This window comes from Lacrimispora sphenoides JCM 1415, assembly GCF_900105615.1.
Lineage (GTDB): Bacteria > Bacillota > Clostridia > Lachnospirales > Lachnospiraceae > Lacrimispora > Lacrimispora sphenoides.
In genome coordinates, this window is the sequence record NZ_LT630003.1 from 546,481 (window position 1) to 564,391 (window position 17,911).

Genomic DNA, 17,911 nt, shown 5'->3' on the forward strand with positions numbered 1-17,911 from the left:
ATTGCCCGAGCAAACGGTATTCTCCCTGACCTGCCCCGGTTAATAATCTCCACAATAGAATGGCAGATATTCCCTGATTGTGGTAGAATGAGGACAAGAGTAAACATCGGATCGCACGATGCAGATAAATGCAATAGGTAAATAAGTGGAACGGAGCAAAAGTGAGAGGGGATAAGTATGGACCGGTTCGAAAACATCATTAACAACTTCGTACTCTGGGGCAATAAAAGTGACGGATTATATGCAGCTATGATTATTGGTTCCTGGACTAGAAACGATCACCCGGCAGACGAGTTTTCCGATCTTGATATTGTTATGATTGTCGATAATCCCGACCCTTTCCTGCAATCCAATCAATGGCTTGAGCAGATTGGCTGTTTCCATATTTCTTTTATTGAGAATACAATAGGCGGCGCGAAAGAAAGAAGGATACTTTTTGATGATGCGCTTGACGTTGATTTTGTTATTCTTTCAAAGAGCCAATTGGAAAACGCTGTAAAAAGTGGTGAGGTTGACATACTGAAGAGTGGCTATCGCATTTTAATTGATAAGATTGACCTGGAACATACTTTATCACCGCTTTCTGTAGAAAATTCGCTTTACACTCTATTATCGGAACATGAATTTAGCAATGTGGTAAACGATTTTTGGTATCATGCCGTCTGGTCAGCAAAGAAATTAATGCGTGGTGAATTATGGACGGCGAAATCATGTGTTGATAACTATATGATGTGCAAACTATTAACCATTATTGAGTGCCATGCCCACGCTTTCAATGGTCTGAAATATAATACTTGGCACAATGGCCGTTTCATCGAGGAATGGGCGGAAGATTGGATCATTCAAAAACTTTCGGACTGCTACGCTCATTATGAAAGAAATGACATTAAAAATTCACTGTTAGCAACTATGGATTTATTCAGGTCAATAGCTGTAGTAATTGCAGAAAAATTGGATTATAAATACCCAGCCGAGGCTGATAACTATTCGACCGATTGGGTTTTAAAAGCACTGTCAGCAGAAAAATGATGTTTACATTCTTAGTACACGGCGCAAGTGGAGTAAAAGTACGAGGGAGGGAACCTCTATGATAATGCCGAAAGAAGATATTGAAACAACGATGTTTGCTCCTTGCGGAATGAATTGCATGGTTTGTTATAAACATTGCTACCACAAAAAGCCGTGTAACGGATGCTTGAAGAGTGATGACGGAAAACCGGATCATTGCAGCAAGTGCAAGATAAAAGATTGTGTAAAGACAAAAGGATTTTCCTATTGCTATGAGTGTACTGACTATCCCTGCAAGCAAATGAAAAGGCTTGAAAAAAGCTATAACACCCGTTATGGTGCTAGCCTAATCGAAAATAGTTTGCTTGTAAAAGAACATGGTTTAACCGAATTTATGAAGCAACAAAAAGAAAAATACACCTGTCCCACTTGTGGCGGTATTATCTCAATGCATGACAATGAATGCAGCGAGTGTCAGACAAAGCTTTAAAAATAGATTTTTGCCTGATAGCCTGCAACAAAATACAGGGTGTGGCTACAGCTTCGGGCCAACTTGTTGCGAAGTTCAGAGAGTTGGCGAGGGCTAGAGGCTTAAAATTAATGAATCCAGGGGGGCATACTATGAAAATAAATTATGGAATTATATCAACGGCTGCCATCGGAAAACGGTTTATCGGTGCAGTAAAGGCCAATGGAGGATCGGTGGTTACGGTGGCGTCAAGGTCACTTGACAGAGCCAGGGCATTCTGCCAGGAAAACAATATCGAAAAGGCTTATGGCTCTTATGAAGAACTTTATCAGGACCCGGAGATCACGGCTGTGTATATTACCACAATAAACCGGGAGCATTTTCATGAAATGAAACAAGCATTGAATTACGGAAAGCACGTGCTTTGTGAGAAACCGTTTACGCTGTCAAAACCGCAGGCAAAAGAAATCTTTCAGCTGGCTAAGGAAAAAGGGCTGTTTGTGATGGAGATGCAAAAGAGCCTTTTTCTTCCTGTCACTGATTTGATTAAAACATATATCGATTCAGGAATGTTAGGAAAACTCCATCAAGTGAATATGAGTGCATCCTTTCAAAGCCCAAAGGCTTCATGGATGCATGAAAAGGATCAGGGTGGAGTTGTTTATGGAAGTGCTTCCTATACCTTTGAATATCTTGATTATCTGCTGGAGCCTGCCGAAGTATTCGTGCAGGCACTGGGGACCAGGGGGAAAACAGGAGTCCAGGACTCTGTCAGCCTTAATATAAAAATGGATGATGTTCTGATCAGCAGCCGTATATCCATGCGGGCACCGGCAGAAAGTTTTGCTGTTTTTTATTTTGAAAATGGGTTTATAAAGACCAAGGAATACTGGAAAGCGGACCGCTGCGAAATACATACCGGCAAGGACGTTGAGCTGATTGAGAGAACGGTAGATTTTGAAATGAAATATGAAGTGGTACATGCGGAAGAATGCATCAGACAGGGCCTAACAGAAAGCCCGGTTATGAGAGCGGAAAGAACACTACGCTGCTGCGGTCTTGTGGATCAGGTAGTGGAATCGTTAGACAGGCAGTAGTGAAAGCAGCCTTTTTGGCATTTTCTGATTAATTTAATGATACAACAAAATACCCTGATGGTTATACACAGTCTTTTTTTCTGTGTTCAACCATCAGGGTTTTGTTTCCCCTTTTTTTGTTTGTACAAAGTGTATATAGAAGTTTTATTGTGTTTAATTATGATAAATGCTATGATAAAAAGGACTATCATAAGTACAGAAAAGAGGACAGGTATGAAGCTAATTCTAATAAGGCACGGAGAACCAGACTATTCCATTGACTCTCTCACAGAAAAAGGCTGGAAAGAGGCAGATTTGCTTTCCGAAAGGATCAGTAAGCTTTCAGTTTCCGCTTTTTACTGCTCACCTCTTGGAAGGGCAAAAGATACTGCAAAAGCAACAATTCAGGCGCTCCATGCTGAGGCAGAGATTCTGCCCTGGCTCAGAGAATTTAATGCGCCGGTTGATAACGGGGCCGGTGAGACCAAAACCATACCCTGGGATTTTATGCCCGGTTACTGGACAAACCAGAAGGAACTTTATGACAGAGATTTATGGTTTGAAAATGAGAGGATGAAAACAGGGCCTGTAAAAGAAGAATATGAAAAAGTAGCTAACGGGCTTGATGAATTATTAAAGAAGCATGGATATCAGAGGGAAGGCGGATTGTACCGGGCGGTTTCGGGGAGTGATGATACCATCGTCCTGTTCTGCCATTTTGGCGTGACCTGTGTTATGCTGTCTCATCTGCTGGGAATCCCGGCCCCACTATTGTGGCATGGTTTTTTTCTGGCACCTTCATCGGTCACCACACTTGAAACAGAAGAGAGAATAGACGGTGAGGCTTATTTCCGGTGCAAGGGAATGGGGGATACGGCTCATTTATATGTGAAAGGCGAACCAGCCTCAAACGCAGGTTTTTTCCCAAGATAGACAAATCAGAAAATCCCTGATGCATATCAATAAGAAATATGATATAATAGGAAAAAGTAATAAACGGAGGCGGTTGTATGTTTGCAGAAGAAAGGCAGAATCAAATTGTAGCTCTTGTCAACAAAAATGGTTCCGTGCGTGTAAAAGAACTCAGCGAGAAGTACCAGGTAACGGAAGACAGCATACGGAAAGATCTGACGTTTCTTGAGAAAAAGGGGCTTTTAAAAAAGACATATGGCGGAGCTATGAAAAAAAGGGTCAATGTTCATGACTTAAACGTGTCCCAAAGAAAAGACAAGAACATTGAGGCCAAGCAAAAGATTGCCGCTAAAGTCATGGAACTGATTAAGGACGGGGATATGGTATTTCTGGATATTTCAACTGCAAATCTGGAACTGGCAAAGCTCATTACGAAATCTTCTTTAAATATCACGGTCGTTACCAATATGGTGGATATCATGCTGGAATTCATGGTTCCCACCACAGCCAGGCTCATTTTTATCGGAGGAGCCTTCAGTATAGGAAAAGATGGGTTTGTAGGAAGCTTTACCAATAAGCAGATCTCAGACTTCCGGTTTGATATCGCATTCCTTGGAGCCGTTGGAGTTGATGTGTTTGAAAATAACGTTTCTACCTATATGGTGGAAGACGGGCTTACAAAAAGTGCGGTGCTGGAAGTGAGCAAAAATGCTTATATGATGCTGGAGACCAGGAAATTTAATACCGACGGCACTTATAAATATGCGAGAATTGATAGTTTTACCGGCGCTGTAATGGAAAGTAAGCCGCCTGCCGAAATAGAAGAAAAATTGAAAGAGCATAATATTGAGTGGTTATAAGGATAAAAGAAAAAAATAAAAAATAAAAGATAAAAAATAAAAGATAGAAGATAGAAGATAAAAGATTAGGTTAAAAACATGCTTTTCCGTTCTGGCGTATGGGGAAGCATGTTTTTTATTTTATCCAGGAAAAAACGTACTATCCAATCTCTTCACTTGCAAGGACTTATAATCTCCTGTAAGGAAAAATGGTTGTTGAAAAAACCCCATACCGGCAAGCCATATGCTCTTGGTACGTTTAATAAGACTTAAAAAATTACTTATTCGTGCACACTTCTAAAAAATAAAAAGTAATAAAAAATAATAATGATATCGTTGACAAAAACAATATAGAGGAATATACTAAAGTAAGAAAAACTAATAATAAAAAATAAAAATAAGGAGAAAGTACATGGAAAACCTGATAATGACAGACCGTATCAGTATCCTGAAGAATAAGATGCTGTCAGAGCCAAGATATGCATCGATTGAGCAGGCGAAGATCATCACGGATACTTACAAGGCAAATGAAGAAAAACCGAGAATCATCCAGCGGGCATTGTCTTTAAAGGCTGCATTAAAGCAGATGGAAATCCACGCTGAACCGGAAGAACTGATTGTGGGCAACCGGACGGCCGGAGTACGGTATGGAGTTGTCTTTCCGGAAAGCGGCAGCACCTGGGTGAACCGGGAATTTGAAACACTGCCGACCAGGCCTCAGGACAGATTTGAGGTCAGACAGGAAGACATTACATATTTCCGTGAGGTAATCGGGCCCTACTGGAAGGGAAAGTCCTTAGAAGATGTGCTGCGGGAACGCTACGGAAAAGAAATCGATCATATTGCAAAGGTGGTTAAAATCAACCAAAAGGACCATGCCCAGGGGCATATATGTCCAAACTGCAAAGAATGGCTTCGTAAAGGTCCGGCAGGAATCAAACAGGAAGCGGATGACCGTTTAAGGATCGCAGGAGGACAGCAGAGAGAATTCTTTGAAAGCGTGTCGATTGTGATGAGCGGAACCATTTATTTTATGCAGCGTTATCAAAAGCTTTTGCTGGACATGGCACAAGGGGAAGCAGATGAAGGCAGGCGCTGCAGTATGGAAGAGGTGGCCCGCATCTGCAAAAAGCTGTCCGAACAGCCGCCGGAAACGTTTCATGAGGCAGTTCAGTCCTTGTGGTTCCTTTTTGTGGTCCTTCATATGGAATCCAATGCCTCTTCCTTTTCGCCGGGAAGGATGGATGAATTCCTCTGGGAATATTTTGACCGGGACATAATGGAAGGGCGTCTTAATGAACAGGGAGCATTGGAGATCATCGAGTGCCTGTGGCTGAAATTCAATGAGATCGTATATATGCGAAATGCTAACAGCGCCAAGTTTTTCGCAGGCTTTCCCATCGGATTTAACATTGCCATAGGCGGACAGGACGCCGAGGGAAATGATTTCGTCAATGATCTTTCGTTTCTTCTGTTAAAAGCCCAGGAACACTTAGGACTTCCCCAGCCGAATCTTTCCGTAAGGCTTCATGAACATACGGGAGATGCTCTTTTAAAACAGGCGGTCAAGGTGGTCTCGATGGGAAGCGGCATGCCACAGTTTTTCAATGATAAGGCGGTGATTCCGTCCATGGAAGAACTGGGGGTGGCCTCAAAGGATGCCAGGGACTATGCCATTGTAGGCTGTGTGGAGCTAACCACCCAGGGAAATAATCTGGGTTGGAGCGATGCAGCCATGTTTAACTTAAACAAGGCTTTGGAACTGACTTTGACAGGAGGGAAATGCCTTTTGACCGGAGAACAGCTAGCCCCCAACTATGGGGACTTAACCACCTACGAAACCTTTGAAGAGCTGGAAACCGTATTTCAGAGATATTTGGATGAATACATGGATTTAATGGTAAAGGCCTGTGAAGAGGTGGAAAAGGCCCATATAGACTTGCTGCCTTCCCCATTTCTGTCCTCCGTCATTGATGAATGCATGAAAAAGGGAATGGATGTAACTGCAGGAGGAGCACGTTACAACTTCTCCGGAATCCAGATGATTCAGGTGGCCAACTTAGCAGACAGTCTGGCTGCCATAAAGCTTCTTGTATTTGATAAACATAAAGTAGAGGCCGGAGAGCTGCTGGAAGCGCTTAGAGATGATTTTGAAGGAAAAGAAGTGCTGCGCACCATGCTTTTAAACAAAGTGCCCAAATATGGCAATGATGTGGACTGGGTGGACCAGCTGGGGGCCAAGTGGGCGGAATATTTTAAAAAGCGCCTGTCCCGATATACCAATTACAGAGGCGGAAAATACCATACCGGTATGTATACGGTTTCTGCTCATGTTCCCATGGGAGAGAATGTAGGAGCTTCACCGGATGGAAGGCATGCAAGACAGCCCCTGGCTGATGGCGGAATGTCTCCTGTATATGGAAGGGATATCACGGGACCTACGGCAGTACTGAAGTCCGTATCAAAACTGGATAAAAACCTGACCACAAACGGAGGGCTTCTTAACATGAAGTTTTTGCCGGAATTTTTCCGGACAGAGCAGGGAATCAATAAGTTTGCCCTGTTTTTGCGAGCCTTTGTGGATCTGGAGATTCCTCATATCCAATTTAATGTGGTCCGTAAGGAAGATTTGATTGCGGCAAAGAAAAATCCGGAACAGTATCGAAGCCTTACCATCCGGGTAGCCGGGTATACCGCTTATTTTACGGAGCTTGCCGATGAACTTCAGAATGAAATCATCGCCAGGACCAGTTATGCAGATATCTGATGAAAAACATAAAAAGTATGGAGGGAATCAATATGGAGGAGAGGACAGTAAAAGGGACCGTCTTTGATATCCGCCGTTTTTCCACCCATGACGGCGGAGGAATCCGTACAACTGTATTTTTAAAGGGCTGCCCCCTATCCTGTGTATGGTGTCATAATCCGGAAGGGATCAGCAGGTTGGTAAGGCCATTGTACTTCCCGAACAAATGCATTGGATGCCAGATCTGTTGCTCTCTTTCTGAAAACAGAGGAATTTACATGACAGAAAAGGGAATCAGGCTTGATGTTACAAAAACGGAGGACTGGGACCGGATCATAGAGGAGTGCCCTTCCGGGGCAATCCTATGGGACAGCACCAGGATGACCGTGGAAGAAGTTGTGGAAGAGATACTTAAGGATGCCCCTTTTTATAAATACGGCGGCGGCGTCACCCTGTCCGGGGGAGAACCGCTGCTCCAGCCGGAGTTTGTACTCTCCATTTTAAAGGAGATGAAGAAAAGGAACATCCATACGGCGATTGAGACAGCTCTCTATGTGCCAACAGAAACACTGGAGGCCGTACTCCCATGGCTGGATATAATTTATGCGGATTTTAAGATTTTTGACCCGGAAGTCCATAAAAAATCTATCGGTGTGACCAATGAGCGGATTAAAAAACACATTCGTCTTTTGCTGGAATCTGAGAATAGAGACCATGTTATTATCCGCACCCCAATGATTCCAGGGCTTACCACAGAGGAAGATAACATTGCAGGAATCAGCCGGTTTATCTCAGAGGTTTACAAGGAAGTGTCTTATGAAATACTGAATTACAACCCCCTGGGGGAAGCTAAGTACCATTTAGTAGATAAAACTTATTGTTTTAAAGTTAACCCAAAACCCTACTCCCGTCACGACATGGAGCGGTTTGCAGAAATCGCCAGATCTAACGGAGTAAACCATATCATTTTAGAATCATGAGAAGGAAAGGAGAAGAAGTATGAAATTTATTATTGATGATGCAAACATTGAGAAGATTAAGGAGGTATACGACACATTTGCAGTAGATGGTGTTACGACCAATCCCACTATTCTGGCGAAAAACGGAAAGCAGCCCTTTGAGACCCTAAGAGAAATCCGTGAATTTATTGGGCCGGAAGCGGAGCTTCATGTGCAGGTGGTTGCAGCAGATGCACAGGGGATGGTTGAAGAGGCCCACAGGATCCAAAAGGAACTTGGAATGAATACCTATGTAAAGATCCCTGCCACAAAAGAAGGATTAAAAGCCATGAAAGCCCTGAAAAAGGAAGGAGCCAATGTGACAGCCACGGCCATCTACACCCAGATGCAGGCATTTTTAGCAGGAAAAGCCGGGGCAGACTATGCAGCACCATATGTGAACCGGATCGATAACCTTGGAGCAAATGGCGTAAGGACGGCAAAGGACATTCACGACATTTTCAAGAAAAATGGGTTAAAGACAGAAGTTCTGGCAGCCAGCTTTAAAAATTCCCAGCAGGTCCTGGAACTTTGCCAGTATGGGGTCGGTGCGTCTACGATTTCTCCGGATGTCATAGAGGGGCTGATAAAAAATGACTCTGTAACGATGGCGGTAAGCGCTTTTACCAAGGATTTTGAAGGGCTGTGCGGTGCAGGCAGGACCATGAAGGACTGCATGTAGTCATTTATGTAAGCAATGAGCCGGTCGAATACGATTTGCGTGCTTTTCTTTGTAGAAAGGAGAAGATATTTCCATGCTGTCCGATAAAGCATTACGGATTATGAAGATTCTTGTACTGAATAGAAACACTCCTATCACTGTAAAGATGCTGTCCGTGATGTTAGACATGTCGGAGCGTACGGTAAACACTTATTTGAAAGAGGTTGGCAGCTTTTGTGATAAACAGGGAATCAGCTATGTCGGTAGACGGGGAGTAGGTGTTTACCTGGAGCTGGGGCCTGAAGATATGAATGGGCTGCCAGAGCTTTTAGTACAGGAAGCCCCTTATTACGATGAACAGGACAGGCAGTTTTATATCCGCCAAATAATGCTTCAGGGCTGGGAGAATTATACCATATCCCTTTTTGCAGAAGAACTTTACGTGTCCAGACAGGTCATCGGGGCAGACTTAGACGAAGCGGAGCGCTGGTTTCAGAATTATGAAATTACGATCCTTAGAAAATCCCGTACAGGAGTCACCGCCAAAGGAACGGAGGCGGGGTTCCGTTCTGCTTTGGCTGCACTCTTCAGAGAACAGAAGGTTGAACCTGAGGAAGAAGATCTGTCCTGTGATTACAGGATTGGCATCGAAAAGGCACAGCATTTATACCAGGTTCATGAGAGAAACCTGGTAAAAGGAGTTTGCCGGGCGCTTCAGCTGTTTGAGGCAAAATCCTATCTGGTTTTTGTGGATTACAGCTTCATTATGATGGTGGAATACCTTTGTGTACAGATAAAGCGTATGGAACGGGGGTTCATGGTCAAGGAGGAAGAACTGGTCTTACTTTCTCCTGGGAGAGCCGGTAGTGTTCTGTCTGAAAGCCTGGCGGACACCCTGGAATATGTCTGTGGAATACGCTATCCGGCAAAGGAACGCAGCTATATTTACCTGCTGCTTTCCGGAGCGGAATTTCAGCAGGAAGAGCATGTCCGGCAGGAGGACGAAAGCGCCAGACAGCAGGTAGAAGAGATCTGCAGTCATATTGTTTCCTATTTGTCTGCTGCAACAGGGTTGGATTTTTACAAGGAGAAACGATTGTTTTCCGGATTGGAGAGCTTTCTTTATAAATGTATTGTAAGGACCCGGTGCGGATTTGAAATCAGAAATCCTTTTCTTGAAGATGTGAAAACCAATTACGGAATTATCTTTAACACATGCTTTGGCATGGGGGCTTATATCCGGGAGGTCATTGGCAGAATTCCTTCTGAGCATGAAATAGCATTTTTAACTCTTTTGATCGGCGGTGCCCTGATCCGGATTGAAAAAAGAGTAAATGCAGTACTGGTAGGAGCCGGAAGTCTGTTTCTGGCAGAAATGACTACAAAAAAGATTGAGAAAAGGATGGATGGTCTCAGGATCATTGCGGTTCTTTCCAAGGATGAGCTGGATAAAGCGCAGGCATTATCCTGTGATATGGTGATTACAACGATCCAGGGACTAAAGTGTGAACTGCCGGCCGTCTATGTAACACCGGTTGTGGATGACCGGGATGCCCTCCGGCTTCAGAAAGCCTGCAGCGAAGTATTTACTTTAAGACTTGGAAGGCCGGAACAGGTCACCCTTAGATCGTACATCCGCCCGGAGTTTATCTTACTGGATGTGGAGACGGTATCAAAAAATAAATTGATTGAAATAGGCTTCCAGGTGTTAAGGGATTATGGCTGTGTCACCGATCGGTATTATCAAGAGGTCCTTTACCGGGAAACCATCAGTTCTACGGAGATCGGCAATGGTGTTGCAATTCCCCATGGAATAGAAAACAGTGTTCTGATGCCGGCAGTATGCATGATCCGCCTTAAACAAAAGATAGACTGGGGAAGTGCGCCGGTAGATATTATTTTCATGCTGGCACTGAATTTTAACGATGGGGAAACGACACGGCGTTTTTTTAAGTCGTTTTATGAAAAGGCAGGAAATGAGAATATCATAAGGCTGTTGAGGACAGTGCGGACAGAAGAAGAGATCATGGAGATCTTGCAGTAAGGAGAGAAAAGATGGCAATGCCATCTTTTTTTCATTTGCTTTAAATTGCAGTTGAGTTTATGCAAAAAAACGACAATAGGCGTGTTGAAAATAATAGTAAACAGGAATAAAATACAATTAATAAATAACAAGAAATAACAAAGGAGTGTTTTACTGCATGGAAAAGCCACTGATGTCCAAGGAACTGATTGTATTTGATATGGAGGCAGAAAGCAGAGAAGAGGTGATTGAACAGCTGGCCGCCCTGATGGAACAAAATGACCGTCTATTAAATAAGACAGGATATGAACAGGATGTACTGACGAGGGAAGAACAGGCATCTACGGCAGTAGGATTCCTTACGGCAACCCCTCATGCCAGGTCCGGCCATGTGAAATATCCCTCCTTGACCTTTGCACGGCTGAAAAAGCCTCTTAAATGGGATGATCAGGAAGAGGTAGAGCTGATTTTCCAGGTGGCAGTGCCGTCTGAGGGGCAAGGAGACCGTCATCTGGAAATATTGGCGGGTTTGTTTCGGAAACTGATTTACGATGAATTCAGAGATGCATTGTTAAAAGCAGACACCAGCGATAAGGTGTTGGAACTGGTAGGGGAATTATAGGAGGAGAAGAGGAATGTCTGAATTAACTAAAATTTTAAAAGGAACAAGGACACATCTGATGAACGGCGTATCTTATATGCTTCCGGTGGTGGTAGGCGGCGGTGTATTGATGGCGGTTGCTGTTATGATGGCAGGGAAAGGGGCGGCCCCGGAGAGCGGTTTGGCAGGAAGTATCTGGCAGATCGGGGTCAGTGCTTTAGGGCTTATGGTACCAGTGCTGTCTGCCTATATTGCAGTTTCCATTGCCGATCGTCCCGGAATTGCTCCCGGGCTTGCAGGCGGCGTACTTGCTGGCAGCATTGGAGCGGGTTTTCTGGGAGGAATCGTTTCCGGTCTTTTTGCCGGCATTATTTGTTATTATTTAAAAAAGATCAAGCTACCTAAAGCTGTTCAGTCCTTAAAGTCCATCATAATAATCCCCATAGTCAGCGTCCTGCTTACGGGTATCCTGATGCTGTTCGTGCTTGGCGGTCCCATCGCCTCTTTGATGAAGGTGCTTACCGAATTCCTGACTAATATGAACGATGGAAATAAAATCCTTTTAGGTTTGATCGTGGGAGCAATGATTGCCTTTGACTTAGGCGGGCCGGTAAACAAAGTTGCATTCAGCTTTATGGTTGCAACAATCAGCATGGGGATCTATACATATGCAGGCCCATGTGCCATAGCCATTGCAGTTCCTCCGCTTGGAGCGGGCACTGCCTCTCTGATTCTGAAAAACAAGTTTACAGCAGAGGAACGGGAAGCAGGAATCGGTTCTTTGGCCATGGGAGCGGTAGGAATCTCTGAAGGAGCGATTTCCTATACCAGTGCAGACCCTCTTCATATGATTCCTATAAATATGATAAGCACAGCGATTGCTTCTGCTCTTGCTTATGCCATTGGAGTGACATGTCAGGCAGCCTGGGGAGGCTTGATCGTCCTTCCGGTAGCAGGTAACCGTTTGGGATATGTTGCCTGTATGGCTGTTGGAGTTGGAATTTATGTGGCTTTGTGCGCAGTGTTTAAAAAGAATGTTTCAGAAGAAAATGAGGCTCTTGCAGCCGGTGATGACGATGATGTGGATATTTCATTTGAATAAAGGAGAGAATTACTATGAAAATTATAGCAGTGACAGCGTGCCCTTCTGGGGTTGCTCATACCTACATGGCTGCCGAAGCCATCAGTAAAAAGTGTAAGGACAGAGGATGGGAAGTAAAGGTGGAGACACAGGGATCCATTGGTGTGGAAAATGAAATCACGTGTGAGGATGTGTTGAATGCCGATGCCGTCATTCTGACAAAGGATATGCCGATTAAGAGGGAAGAACGCTTTAAAGGAAAGCTGATTGCAAGAGTTGCAATTGGAGATGCTATTAAAAAAACAGATGCAATTCTCAATAAAATTGAAAGTGCTGTAAATAAATAGCTGTGGTTTTGGAAATAGTGGCCTGGTATGGCGGAGGGAGTGTCCGAATTTTGGATGAGTTATGCCAGGCTTTAAAAGAAGCTTAGGGTGAGTACTGTTTCAATAATTTGCATGGATATAGGGTGGCTTGCACCAAGGCAACAAGATAAAGCCAGAACTCGATGAATTTACAGAAACGTTCTGAATAACTAAGAATATTAAGTCAAGACCATCAAAAACACAAAGCTGGAAAAAACACTTGAATTTTAAAAATGCAAATGCTATAATCCAACCAATATATGAAACGAGAGAACAAAGGGGTCTCAAGCGTACACAGTACGGTTGCGGCTCCTTTTGCTTTTGGATATTTGCCATGCATGTGATCAAATGTTCTAAGGCAAAAAAGTCTCTTAAGGAGAACAAGGAGGTTTTCCCTGCATTTTGAGGGAAGCCTCCTTGTTCCGTCTTTATTTTCGTTTTGTATGATAATAGATTGAGGAGGAAACGATTATGAAAAAAAGATTATTACCCGTAACTCTTATTACAGCAGTGACGGCAGCGCTTCTTGCCGGCTGCGGCTCATCTGCACAGCAAAGTGCTGCAGGAGGCAGTACAGCCGCTGCAAGTTCAGCGGCTTCCCAGGATAGAGAGTCTTCCCCTGAAGGCGGAGACGGGAAAACCGTTAAGATCGGCGTTTACGGTCCTGTCACAGGGGGGTCTGCTGTTTATGGGGAAGGCGCGCAGAATGCCATTAACATGGCGGTTGAAGAAATCAACGACGGAGATTCCGGTTACAAGATTGAAATTGTAAATGGCGGAAAAATAGTAGATGACGGCGGTGATGCCAAACAGGCAATTAATGCTTATAACAGCTTGATGAAGGAAAGTCCCGATGCCATCGTCGGAAGTTTTTTTTCGTCTGTCACCCTTCCCGTTGCCGAACAGGCCTCCAAAGACAATATGCTCCTTCTTGCAACAGGTGCTACCAATAAAGACGTGACCTTAAAAGGTCCCACCATTTTCAGGAATTGTTTTATTGACCCGTATCAGGGTAAAATGGCTGCTCAGTTTGCAAAGGAAAAAGGCTGGACAAAAGCTGCCATTATCTATGCCAAGGATGATGATTATTCCAACGGCTTAAAGGATGCATTCATTGAGAATGCCGAGGCAAACGGAATTGAAGTGGTATATGTAGGGGAATGCACCACAAAGGATACAGATTTTTCATCCCAGACTTCCCAGGTAGTAGCAAAAGGAGCAGACTTCCTGTTTTATCCCGCATTCCTTGATACGGTTCCCCTTCTGATAGGCGCGGCAAGGGATGCAGGCTTTGATGGAGCCGTCATGGGAGGCGATGGCTGGGATGGAACTGATACGGCAGGATTTGAAGAAAAATTTGAGAACTGCTATTTTACCAACCACTATTCTTCGGAAGATACTGCCCCGGCCGTAGTCAATTTCGTATCCAAATATACGGAAAAGTACGGTACGGAAAGCTTAAATGCCTGTGCGGCTCTTTACTATGATGCCATTTACATGCTGGTGGAAGCTGCCAAAAACAGCGGTTCATCCGATACGGTTTCCCTGATAAATGGGATGACGGGAATGACTTTTACAGGTGTGGGAGGAACCTTTACCATGGATGCAAACGGAGATCCGGAGAAATCCGTGGCGATCAATACCTTTGAAAACGGCAAGGTAAAATGGCTTATGACTCTTTCACCGGAAGGAGCAAAGGAATAAAACTATGACATTTTCATTATTCTTTCAAAGCCTGATAAACGGACTGAACCAGGGTGCTATCTATGCTTTGATAGCACTTGGTTATACCATGGTGTACGGAATCATCCGTATGATTAACTTTGCCCATGGAGATTTTATCATGATTGGAGCCTATACCTTATTTTATACAATTCCTTTCATGATCCATGCAGGAATGCCTGCATGGATTTCCGTTTTCCTTGCCGTGGTCATCTGCGGGTTGGTGGGAGTCATGGTAGAGGTGGTAGCCTATAAACCGATCCGCAAGGCAGGTTCCATGTCAGCCCTTATTACAGCACTGGCTATGAGTCTGTTTCTGGAAAATCTGGCCATGGTTCTCTTTGGAGCCAAGCCCCATAATGTCCAGAAGATATTTGATTTACCCTCTGTAAACGTGCATGGAGTGACTCTTCCACTGAACGTTATTTTAACCATCAGTATCGGAGTGGTTATGATGGCGGGCCTTCAGATATTTATAAAGAATACCAAGATGGGAAAAGCCATGCGGGCAGTTCCCCAGGACCGTGATGCTTCCATACTTGCAGGAATCAATGTCAATAAAGTGATCACTATGACCTTTGCCATCGGTTCCGCGCTGGCAGCAGTCGCAGCCCTTATGTACTGCGCCAAATATCCCCGTGTCACCAACGATATGGGGGCCATGATGGGACTTAAGGCTTTTATTGCCGCTGTTCTTGGCGGGATCGGAGTCATCCCCGGAGCCATGCTCGGAGGAATCCTTGTTGGCTTGATTGAGATTTATGTTAAGCTTTTTGCACCAGGCTGGTATGAAGCGATTACTTATGCCATTCTGATTGTGATTCTTTTGGTGAAACCGTCCGGCATTCTTGGCAAGAATGTGGGCGAGAAAGTTTAAGGGGGTAACCCATGGAAAAACGGTTTAAAGTTTCCTATTTCCTTAATTTCCTTGGTGTTCTTGCAGTTTTTTTCCTGTTTGTCCTGCTTTTTGAAAACAATGCTTTTGGCAAGTCCACCCTATATATCAAGGGGATCAGTACCACTGCATGTTATACGGTCATTATGGTGGCTTCCTTAAATCTGGTAGTGGGCTGCATGGGGGAATTTTCCCTTGGCCATGCCGGTTTTGTATCAGTAGGGGCATATGTTTCGGCTATTGTATCCAATGGACTTGCCGGAAAGGGACTGCCGGATATCGCCTTATTCCTGGTTGCTCTCCTTGTTGGAGGAATTGCTGCCGGCATGACTGGAATCCTGGTGGGAATACCGGCTCTCCGCTTAAGAGGAGATTATCTTGCCATTGTGACCATTGCTTTTGCAGAGATTATCCGGGTTCTATTCTGCAATCTTTCTATAACTGGCGGCGGAAAAACCATGAGCGGCATTTTAAAGCTTTCCAATTTCTACTGGAGCTTCTGGATCATGGTAATCTGCCTTACTGTCATGTACATGTACGTGCGCAGCCGCTATGGCAGAGCGGTGAAAGCCATTCGGGAAGATTACATAGCGGCATCTGCCTCAGGAATCAATGTTACTTATTATAAAGTGCTTACTTTTACCGTAGCCGCTTTCTTTGCAGGAATCGGCGGGGGTGTTTATGCCCATTACATGACGGCCATGATTCCAACCAACTTTAACTTCATGTACTCAGCGGAACTTCTCTCAGAGGTAATCATCGGAGGAAGCGGCTCCATTACCGGCTCTATTATCGGAGCGGCTTTTCTTTCTTCCCTCCCGGAGATGATGCGCCAGTTCTCCCAGTACCGGATGCTGGCATATTCTGTAGTACTGGTACTGGTTATGATTTTTAAACCGGGCGGTATCTTTGGAACATGGGAGTTTTCTCTCATTCGTGTATGTGAACGGCTGACAGGCAGAAAAGGCGGTTGGGAAAAGAACCGGAAAAAAACAGAAGGAGGTGTATAAATATGACAGGAGCAGAAGGTACCATGCCGGTATTAAAGGCACAGAACCTGGGAATCCAGTTCGGCGGATTAAAAGCGGTGGACAGCTTTAATATGGAAATCGGAGAATCGGAGCTGGTAGGGCTGATCGGTCCAAACGGTGCTGGAAAAACTACAGTATTCAATCTGATCACCGGTGTTTATAAACCGACGGAAGGATCCTTTTACTTAAATGGCCAGTCTATGAATGGGAAAAAGACTCATCAGATTGTCGAAGCAGGAATTGCAAGAACATTCCAGAATATCCGGTTATTTAAGAAAATGACCGTAATCGATAATGTAAAGGCAGCCATGAGCGCCAAGCTTTCCTACAATCTGTTCCATGCTGTTTTTCGTACGCCGTCCTACTGGAAGCAGGAAGAAGAACTGAAAAGAAGAGCCGGGGAACTGCTTAAGATCGTGCATTTAAATGGAAAAGAAGATTATGAAGCAGGAAATCTGCCCTATGGAGAGCAGAGGCGCCTGGAGATAGCAAGAGCCCTGGCTACGGATATGAAGCTCCTTCTTCTTGATGAACCTGCGGCAGGGATGAACCCGACAGAAACGGAAGAGCTCCTGGAGATTATCAACTATATCCGCGATGAATTTAAGATCTCCGTGCTTCTAATCGAGCATGATATGAGCCTGGTCATGAAAATCTGCGAACGGATTTCTGTCCTGGATTTCGGTACTACCATTGCCTCCGGGACCCCGGAGGAGATTGCCAATCATCCAAAGGTCATTGAAGCCTATCTGGGAAAAGACGATGAGGAGGTAGAGAAAGATGCTTAAGGTAAAGGATCTGGCAGTGTCTTACGGAGCCATTGAAGCCATTCATGGGGCATCCCTGGAAGTTCATGATGGAGAAATCGTTTCCCTGATCGGAGCCAATGGAGCGGGAAAAACCACTATTTTAAGAACTATTTCAGGGCTAAAAAAAGCTGATAAGGGAGAGATACTCTTTGACGGAGCCGATTTGTTAAAAACAGAACCCAGCAAGATCATCAATTTAAAACTGGCACATGTACCGGAAGGACGGCATATTTTCCCTCAGATGACTGTAGAGGAGAATCTGGAAATGGGGGCATTTACCGATGGAAAAGACATGGCGGCCAATATGGCAGACGTATTTGTACGTTTTTCCCGTTTAAAAGAACGGAAAAAACAGCTGGCAGGAACCTTGTCCGGCGGTGAACAGCAGATGCTAGCCGTAGGCCGGGCCCTTATGGCAAAACCTAAGATGATCCTGATGGATGAACCGTCTATGGGACTGTCTCCATTGTTGGTAAAAGAAATATTTTCTATTATCAGAGAATTAAACAAAAAGGGGATCACCATGTTACTGGTAGAACAGAATGCAAAAATGGCCTTATCCGTATCAAACAGAGCCTATGTAATGGAGACGGGAAAAATTATTATTGAAGGAAGTGCCGGAGATCTGCTAAAGGATGACAGGGTAAAGAAAGCATATCTTGGACAATAGGAGGA

17 protein-coding genes are annotated in these 17,911 nt (G+C 44.3%); all 17 read left to right on the forward strand.

Annotated elements, in window-relative coordinates; genetic code table 11:
• Window positions 1-177: 177 nt before the first annotated feature.
• The 17 genes from BMX69_RS02335 (at window position 178) to BMX69_RS02415 (ending at window position 17,906) form a co-directional block, all read left to right on the forward strand.
• Complete coding sequence (locus BMX69_RS02335; protein WP_054789754.1) at window positions 178-1,029, forward strand: aminoglycoside 6-adenylyltransferase; 852 nt, start codon at window positions 178-180, stop codon at window positions 1,027-1,029.
• 58 nt (window positions 1,030-1,087) lie between these two features.
• On the forward strand, window positions 1,088-1,498 hold the full coding sequence (locus tag BMX69_RS02340) for a DUF3795 domain-containing protein (protein ID WP_054789755.1): 411 nt from the start codon (window positions 1,088-1,090) through the stop codon (window positions 1,496-1,498).
• Window positions 1,499-1,629: 131 nt separating this feature from the next.
• On the forward strand, window positions 1,630-2,574 hold the full coding sequence (locus BMX69_RS02345; protein WP_157724382.1) for a Gfo/Idh/MocA family protein: 945 nt from the start codon (window positions 1,630-1,632) through the stop codon (window positions 2,572-2,574).
• A gap of 213 nt (window positions 2,575-2,787) precedes the next feature.
• Window positions 2,788-3,486: a histidine phosphatase family protein gene (locus BMX69_RS02350; protein WP_100041456.1), complete on the forward strand. Its 699-nt coding sequence runs from the start codon at window positions 2,788-2,790 to the stop codon at window positions 3,484-3,486.
• 77 nt (window positions 3,487-3,563) lie between these two features.
• Window positions 3,564-4,325, forward strand: a complete 762-nt coding sequence (locus BMX69_RS02355) for a DeoR/GlpR family DNA-binding transcription regulator (RefSeq protein ID WP_100041457.1) — start codon at window positions 3,564-3,566, stop codon at window positions 4,323-4,325.
• Between the two features lie 391 nt (window positions 4,326-4,716).
• Window positions 4,717-7,071 (forward strand): glycyl radical protein, encoded by a 2,355-nt coding sequence (locus tag BMX69_RS02360; RefSeq protein ID WP_054789758.1) that lies wholly within the window; start codon window positions 4,717-4,719, stop codon window positions 7,069-7,071.
• A 32-nt stretch (window positions 7,072-7,103) separates the two neighbouring features.
• Window positions 7,104-8,030, forward strand: a complete 927-nt coding sequence (locus tag BMX69_RS02365; protein ID WP_100043748.1) for a glycyl-radical enzyme activating protein — start codon at window positions 7,104-7,106, stop codon at window positions 8,028-8,030.
• Between the two features lie 19 nt (window positions 8,031-8,049).
• A complete protein-coding gene (locus tag BMX69_RS02370; RefSeq protein ID WP_100041458.1) occupies window positions 8,050-8,730 on the forward strand; it encodes a fructose-6-phosphate aldolase in 681 nt (226 codons plus the stop codon).
• A 73-nt stretch (window positions 8,731-8,803) separates the two neighbouring features.
• Window positions 8,804-10,753, forward strand: a complete 1,950-nt coding sequence (locus BMX69_RS02375; protein WP_100041459.1) for a BglG family transcription antiterminator — start codon at window positions 8,804-8,806, stop codon at window positions 10,751-10,753.
• 157 nt (window positions 10,754-10,910) lie between these two features.
• Window positions 10,911-11,354, forward strand: coding sequence for a PTS sugar transporter subunit IIA (locus tag BMX69_RS02380; RefSeq protein WP_054789762.1), 444 nt, complete (start codon window positions 10,911-10,913; stop codon window positions 11,352-11,354).
• Window positions 11,355-11,367: 13 nt separating this feature from the next.
• Window positions 11,368-12,435, forward strand: coding sequence for a PTS fructose transporter subunit IIC (locus tag BMX69_RS02385; protein WP_054789763.1), 1,068 nt, complete (start codon window positions 11,368-11,370; stop codon window positions 12,433-12,435).
• Between the two features lie 14 nt (window positions 12,436-12,449).
• Window positions 12,450-12,761, forward strand: a complete 312-nt coding sequence (locus BMX69_RS02390; protein ID WP_100041460.1) for a PTS fructose-like transporter subunit IIB — start codon at window positions 12,450-12,452, stop codon at window positions 12,759-12,761.
• 489 nt (window positions 12,762-13,250) lie between these two features.
• Window positions 13,251-14,483 (forward strand): ABC transporter substrate-binding protein, encoded by a 1,233-nt coding sequence (locus BMX69_RS02395; protein ID WP_100041461.1) that lies wholly within the window; start codon window positions 13,251-13,253, stop codon window positions 14,481-14,483.
• A gap of 4 nt (window positions 14,484-14,487) precedes the next feature.
• Window positions 14,488-15,378 (forward strand): branched-chain amino acid ABC transporter permease, encoded by an 891-nt coding sequence (locus BMX69_RS02400; protein WP_100041462.1) that lies wholly within the window; start codon window positions 14,488-14,490, stop codon window positions 15,376-15,378.
• Window positions 15,379-15,389: 11 nt separating this feature from the next.
• Complete coding sequence (locus tag BMX69_RS02405; protein ID WP_054789765.1) at window positions 15,390-16,406, forward strand: branched-chain amino acid ABC transporter permease; 1,017 nt, start codon at window positions 15,390-15,392, stop codon at window positions 16,404-16,406.
• Between the two features lie 23 nt (window positions 16,407-16,429).
• Window positions 16,430-17,215 carry an ABC transporter ATP-binding protein gene (locus BMX69_RS02410; protein WP_197678668.1) on the forward strand — a complete coding sequence of 262 codons (786 nt, stop codon included), beginning with the start codon at window positions 16,430-16,432 and terminating at the stop codon, window positions 17,213-17,215.
• Window positions 17,208-17,906 carry an ABC transporter ATP-binding protein gene (locus BMX69_RS02415; RefSeq protein ID WP_100041463.1) on the forward strand — a complete coding sequence of 233 codons (699 nt, stop codon included), beginning with the start codon at window positions 17,208-17,210 and terminating at the stop codon, window positions 17,904-17,906. Before BMX69_RS02410 ends, BMX69_RS02415 begins: the two co-directional genes overlap by 8 nt.
• Window positions 17,907-17,911 lie beyond the last annotated feature (5 nt).